Source organism: Streptomyces spiramenti, assembly GCF_012034385.1.
Taxonomy (GTDB): Bacteria; Actinomycetota; Actinomycetes; order Streptomycetales; family Streptomycetaceae; genus Streptomyces; species Streptomyces spiramenti.
Genome location: NZ_JAAVJB010000327.1, coordinates 1 through 4,292 on the forward strand (window position 1 = coordinate 1; position 4,292 = coordinate 4,292).

Below are 4,292 nucleotides of genomic sequence, written 5' to 3' on the forward strand. Positions count from 1 at the left end.
GGTGCCGCCGGACACGACGGCCCCCGGTCCGGCGGCACCTGCCGGCGACGAGGTGCCACCCGCCCACCTCGGCCACGCGCTGCTCGCGGAGTGGACCAAGATCCGCTCGGTGCGGTCGACCATGTGGACCCTGCTGGTGATGATGGTGGTGACCGTCGGCATCGGCACCGCGGTCGCCGGTGTCGTCTCGATGACCGACGAGCAGGGCTTCGACCCGCCGATCGCGGGATTCATCGGCATCCTGCTCGGTCACATCGCGATCGTCACCTTCGGCGTTCTGGTGACCTCGACCGAGTACACCACCGGCATGATCCGCACCTCGCTGGTGGCGTCGCCGCGGCGCGGTCGGCTGCTGGTGGCGAAGGCCGTGATCTTCTCCGCCATCAGCTTCGTCGCCGTCTCCGTCGCGCTGGGCGTCACCCTCGCGCTGAGTGCGGCGCTGCTCGGCGACACCGAGGCCGCGCGTGCGATGCCCGGGGAGGCGTGGACGACCCCGGTGCTGGGCGTCGCCCTCTACGTCACCCTGCTGGGACTGCTCGGGCTGGCGATGGGCTCGCTGCTGCGCTCCTCGGCGGGCGCGATCACCGTCATGCTCGGGGTGGTCCTGCTGCCCACCATCGCGGCGCCGTTCCTGTACCTCTCCGAGAGCATGCGCGACCTCGCCCAGCACATCGACGCGTACTCCGCCATCGGCGGCATGTCCTCGCTCTCGGTGAGCTACACCGGCGACTTCGACCACAGCGGCTGGCCGCAGACGGCGCTGCTCGCGGCGGTGGTCGCCGCCGCGCTGGTCGGGGCCTGGGCCCGGCTGCGCACCACCGACGCCTGAGGCCAGGGGCCGCGCCGGAGCCCGGTCAGTACCGGGGCGCGTTACGGGACCGCTGGGGACGAGTTCCCCGGCGGTCCCTCGCGTTCCAGCAGGCACGGTGCCAGTGGCGCCGGTCGTCGACGGTGCCGTGCTGCTCCCAGGCCACCACGTGGCCGGTGCCCGGGGGGATGACCTGGTCGCACCCGGGGCAGCGGTAGTGCTTGCCGCTGCTGCCGGCGACCTGACGGACGGTCCAGGACTCGCCCCGCCAGTGCTCGGTGCTCTCCAGGCCGTAGCGGTTCGGGTCCTCGCCGCGCCCCTCCGGGCGTGGTCGGGCGTTCCGGTGGTTGCGCCGGGGGGACACCTGGCACCTCGCTCGTCTCCGGGCGCCCCTCGCGGCGCCGTCGCCCACCAGCGTACGCAGTCACGGCTCGCCGGTGCGCGCACCGCGGGTTCGCACAGAATTCTCCGGTCGCACCGTGCCTTTGGCACGTGTCACGCGTTAATACCATCACCGGATGATGCGCCGTCGCGGCGGCGGGAGGGGCACGCGAGATGCGGGTAGGCACGTTCGTCCTGGCGGGACAGTTCGCAGGTCAGGCACACGACGAGGTGCTGCATCGTGTGGTGCGGTCGGCCGAGGTCGCCGAGGAGGCCGGGCTCGACGCGGTATGGCTGGCCGAGCACCACTTCATCCCGTACGGCATCTGCCCGTCCGCCGCCACCCTCGCCGGTTTCCTGCTGGGCCGCACCCGACGCATCGGGGTCGGGACCGCCGTCAGCGTCCTCCCGACCACCCATCCCGTCTCCCTCGGCGAGCAGGCCGCGCTGCTGCACCTGGCCTCCGAGGGCCGCTTCACCCTGGGGGTCGGTCGGGGCGGCCCCTGGATCGACCTGTCCGTCTTCGGGACCGGCCTGGCCGCGTACGAACGGGACTTCCCGGAGGCGTTGGACCTGCTGCTGCGCTGGCTGCACGAGGAGCGCGTCGGCGCGGAGGGCGAGCGGTTCCGGTTCCCCACCGTGCCGGTGGTACCCCGCCCGGACACCGGACCGCAGGGCGCGGGGCCGCCCGTCGTGATGGCGTGCACCTCGGCACGCGGCGTGCGGATCGCCGCACGGCGCGGCCTGCCGATGCTGCTCGGCATGCACGCCGGGGACGAGGAACGCGCCGAGATGGTGGCGCTGTGGCGCCGCACCGCCCTGGAGGCCGGTGCCGACCCCGCCGGGGTCCGGGCCGCCGCACACGTGTCGGCCGGCGTGGTGCAGGTGGGCGACTCCCAGAGCGAGGCGGTCACGGCGCTGCGCCGTTCCATGCCCGAGTGGTTCCGCAGGGGGCTCGCCGCCTACCGGACGGTCGACGGACGCCCCCGGACGATGCGGGACCCGCTGGCCTACACCGAACTCCTCTGCGAGTTGCACCCGGTGGGCTCCCCGCGGCTGTGCGCGGACCGGCTCGCCAGGACGGCGGAGCGGACCGGCGTCACGCGGTTCGCACTGCTCTCGGAGGGTTCGGGAACTCTGGACGGGACGGAGGAGAACCTGCGCCGGCTGGGCGCGGAGGTGCTGCCGCTGCTCCCGCCCCCCGCGACCGGTGCCGCCGCCCCGAACGTCGGGAGGGGGGTGACGGCACCGTCGGCGGCCCGGGCGGCTTCCGGCCGCGCCGACGTCTCGGTCAGCAGTCGCGCAGTTCGGGCGACTGGTTGAGCAACTGGCCCCGGACGGAGGTGAAGCGGCCGAGCCGGTCGTCGGCTTCGGCGCCGGTCGGGAAGACCGCCACCCGGTGGCAGTTCTGGAAGGCGAGCCGGACACCGAAGTGCCGCTCCAGCGAGCCGCGGATGGCATCACTGGCGAGCGCGCGCAGCAGCTGACCACGGGCGGCCTCGGTCGGCGGCGGCGTGGTGTTGTCGGCGAACTCGCCGCCGTCGGTCTCCAGTCGGGTCGCGAGAGAGCTGATCATCTCCCAGGCGTACGGCAGGGACGTTCGCACGCAGTCGACGAACTCGGCCTCGTCGACCTCTCCTCGCTCGGCCTGCGCCAACAGGGCAGGCGTGACATCGAGCGACATGTGGTTTCTCCTCTCGCGATCCCCGGGTGACGGGATCTGAACGGATGGAACCGGGGCTGCACCGCTGTGACATCTGTGATCGTGCGCGTTCGTACGGCGACATCCTCGTTGCTGCCAAGGTAAGCCGGTTGGCCGATCATGTCAGTGGAGCGCGCTTATAGTCAGCCAATTGCAAAACGATTCATTACCGGGCATATGAGCGGACTGCCGGGAAGGTGGAGGCGACTTCGCCTCACGACGTCCGGACCGGTAGCGTGACCGACCATGCGTCTCGTCATCGCCCGCTGCTCCGTGGACTACGCCGGCCGGCTCACCGCCCATCTGCCCCTGGCCCCGCGCCTGATCCTGGTGAAGGCCGACGGTTCGGTGTCGGTCCACGCCGACGACCGCGCCTACAAGCCGCTCAACTGGATGTCACCCCCGTGCACCCTCAAGGAGGGCACCGAGAACGACGTCGCGGTGTGGACCGTGGTGAACAAGGCAGGCGAGAAACTGATCATCACCATGGACGAGATCCTCCACGACAGCTCACACGAGCTCGGAATCGATCCCGGGCTGGTCAAGGACGGCGTGGAGGCACACCTCCAGGAGCTGCTGGCCGACCGGATGGAGACCCTCGGCGACGGCTGGTCGTTGATCCGGCGCGAGTACCCGACGGCCATCGGCCCCGTGGACATCCTCGGTCGTGACGCGGACGGGACCACCATCGCCGTGGAGATCAAGCGGCGCGGCGAGATCGACGGGGTGGAGCAGCTGACCCGCTATCTGGAGCTGCTGAACCGCGATCCCCATCTCGCCCCGGTGAAGGGCGTGTTCGCCGCTCAGGAGATCAAGCCGCAGGCGCGGGTGCTCGCCACCGACCGCGGCATCCAGTGCGCGGTGCTGGACTACAACGCGCTGCGCGGCATCGAGGACGACAAGCTGCGGCTGTTCTGACCCCCCGTCGGCGGGCTTCCCGGAGGAGCCCGCCACGGACCGGAGGTACGGCCCCGACGGCGCACGCCACCACGGGGCACGCTCGCTCCGTCGGCAGAACGTCAGGCGCCGGCCACGTCGCCCGGCGGCCCTCTCCTCGCCCGTCACCACGCTCCCCAGCCGACCTCGGCGGCCCCATGGGCCCCGCCGGAAGCGCAGCGGGAAGGTGCCGGATGTCACTCCTCGCGGACCGGGCGGTGCCCCTTCGCGGCGGCCGGAACCGTGCGGCACGGCGCGATTACGTGCCACCGGCCCACCCGATCGCGCCGCTTCCGGGCAGCGAGGAGTGACCGCGCACTCACCGGTCCGTGACGCGCCCGGCGCGCGCGGGTGGAGGGCGGGCCCGGTCCCGCACGGCTCCGACGAGGACCCGGCCACCGCGGACGCGCCGAGCGCCGCGAGGACCGCCCCCGTGTGGCCGTGGGGGGGGGGGACCCCAACCCC

Annotated in this window: 5 protein-coding genes; 3 read left to right on the plus strand and 2 right to left on the minus strand. The window is 72.6% G+C overall.

Annotated features, from left to right (window positions below):
• On the plus strand, nucleotides 1–829 hold an 829-nt coding region (locus HCJ92_RS22590; RefSeq protein ID WP_167935461.1), incomplete at its 5' end, for an ABC-2 transporter permease.
• 25 nt (nucleotides 830–854) lie between these two features.
• Here the strand turns inward: HCJ92_RS22590 and HCJ92_RS22595 are convergent.
• Nucleotides 855–1,172, minus strand: coding sequence for an ATP/GTP-binding protein (locus HCJ92_RS22595; protein ID WP_167935462.1), 318 nt, complete (start codon nucleotides 1,170–1,172; stop codon nucleotides 855–857).
• 191 nt (nucleotides 1,173–1,363) lie between these two features.
• Between HCJ92_RS22595 and HCJ92_RS22600 the strand changes: the two genes are divergently transcribed.
• A complete protein-coding gene (locus tag HCJ92_RS22600) occupies nucleotides 1,364–2,512 on the plus strand; it encodes an LLM class flavin-dependent oxidoreductase (RefSeq protein ID WP_167935463.1) in 1,149 nt (382 codons plus the stop codon).
• Here HCJ92_RS22600 and HCJ92_RS22605 read toward each other — a convergent pair.
• Nucleotides 2,481–2,873: an SCO5389 family protein gene (locus tag HCJ92_RS22605; protein WP_167935464.1), complete on the minus strand. Its 393-nt coding sequence runs from the start codon at nucleotides 2,871–2,873 to the stop codon at nucleotides 2,481–2,483. The genes HCJ92_RS22600 and HCJ92_RS22605 overlap by 32 nt on opposite strands.
• Nucleotides 2,874–3,137: 264 nt before the next feature.
• On the opposite strand from HCJ92_RS22605, the gene nucS reads away from it, so the two are divergent.
• Nucleotides 3,138–3,809 (plus strand): endonuclease NucS, encoded by a 672-nt coding sequence (gene nucS, locus HCJ92_RS22610; protein WP_167935465.1) that lies wholly within the window; start codon nucleotides 3,138–3,140, stop codon nucleotides 3,807–3,809.
• Nucleotides 3,810–4,292: the final 483 nt, after the last annotated feature.

Bases quoted from the DNA above. Each gene is read 5' to 3' on its own strand.
- HCJ92_RS22605 (WP_167935464.1), bottom strand. From the start codon at position 2,873: ATGTCGCTCGATGTCACGCCTGCCCTGTTGGCGCAGGCCGAGCGAGGA.
- nucS (WP_167935465.1), top strand. From the start codon at position 3,138: ATGCGTCTCGTCATCGCCCGCTGCTCCGTGGACTACGCCGGCCGGCTC.
- HCJ92_RS22600 (WP_167935463.1), top strand. From the start codon at position 1,364: ATGCGGGTAGGCACGTTCGTCCTGGCGGGACAGTTCGCAGGTCAGGCA.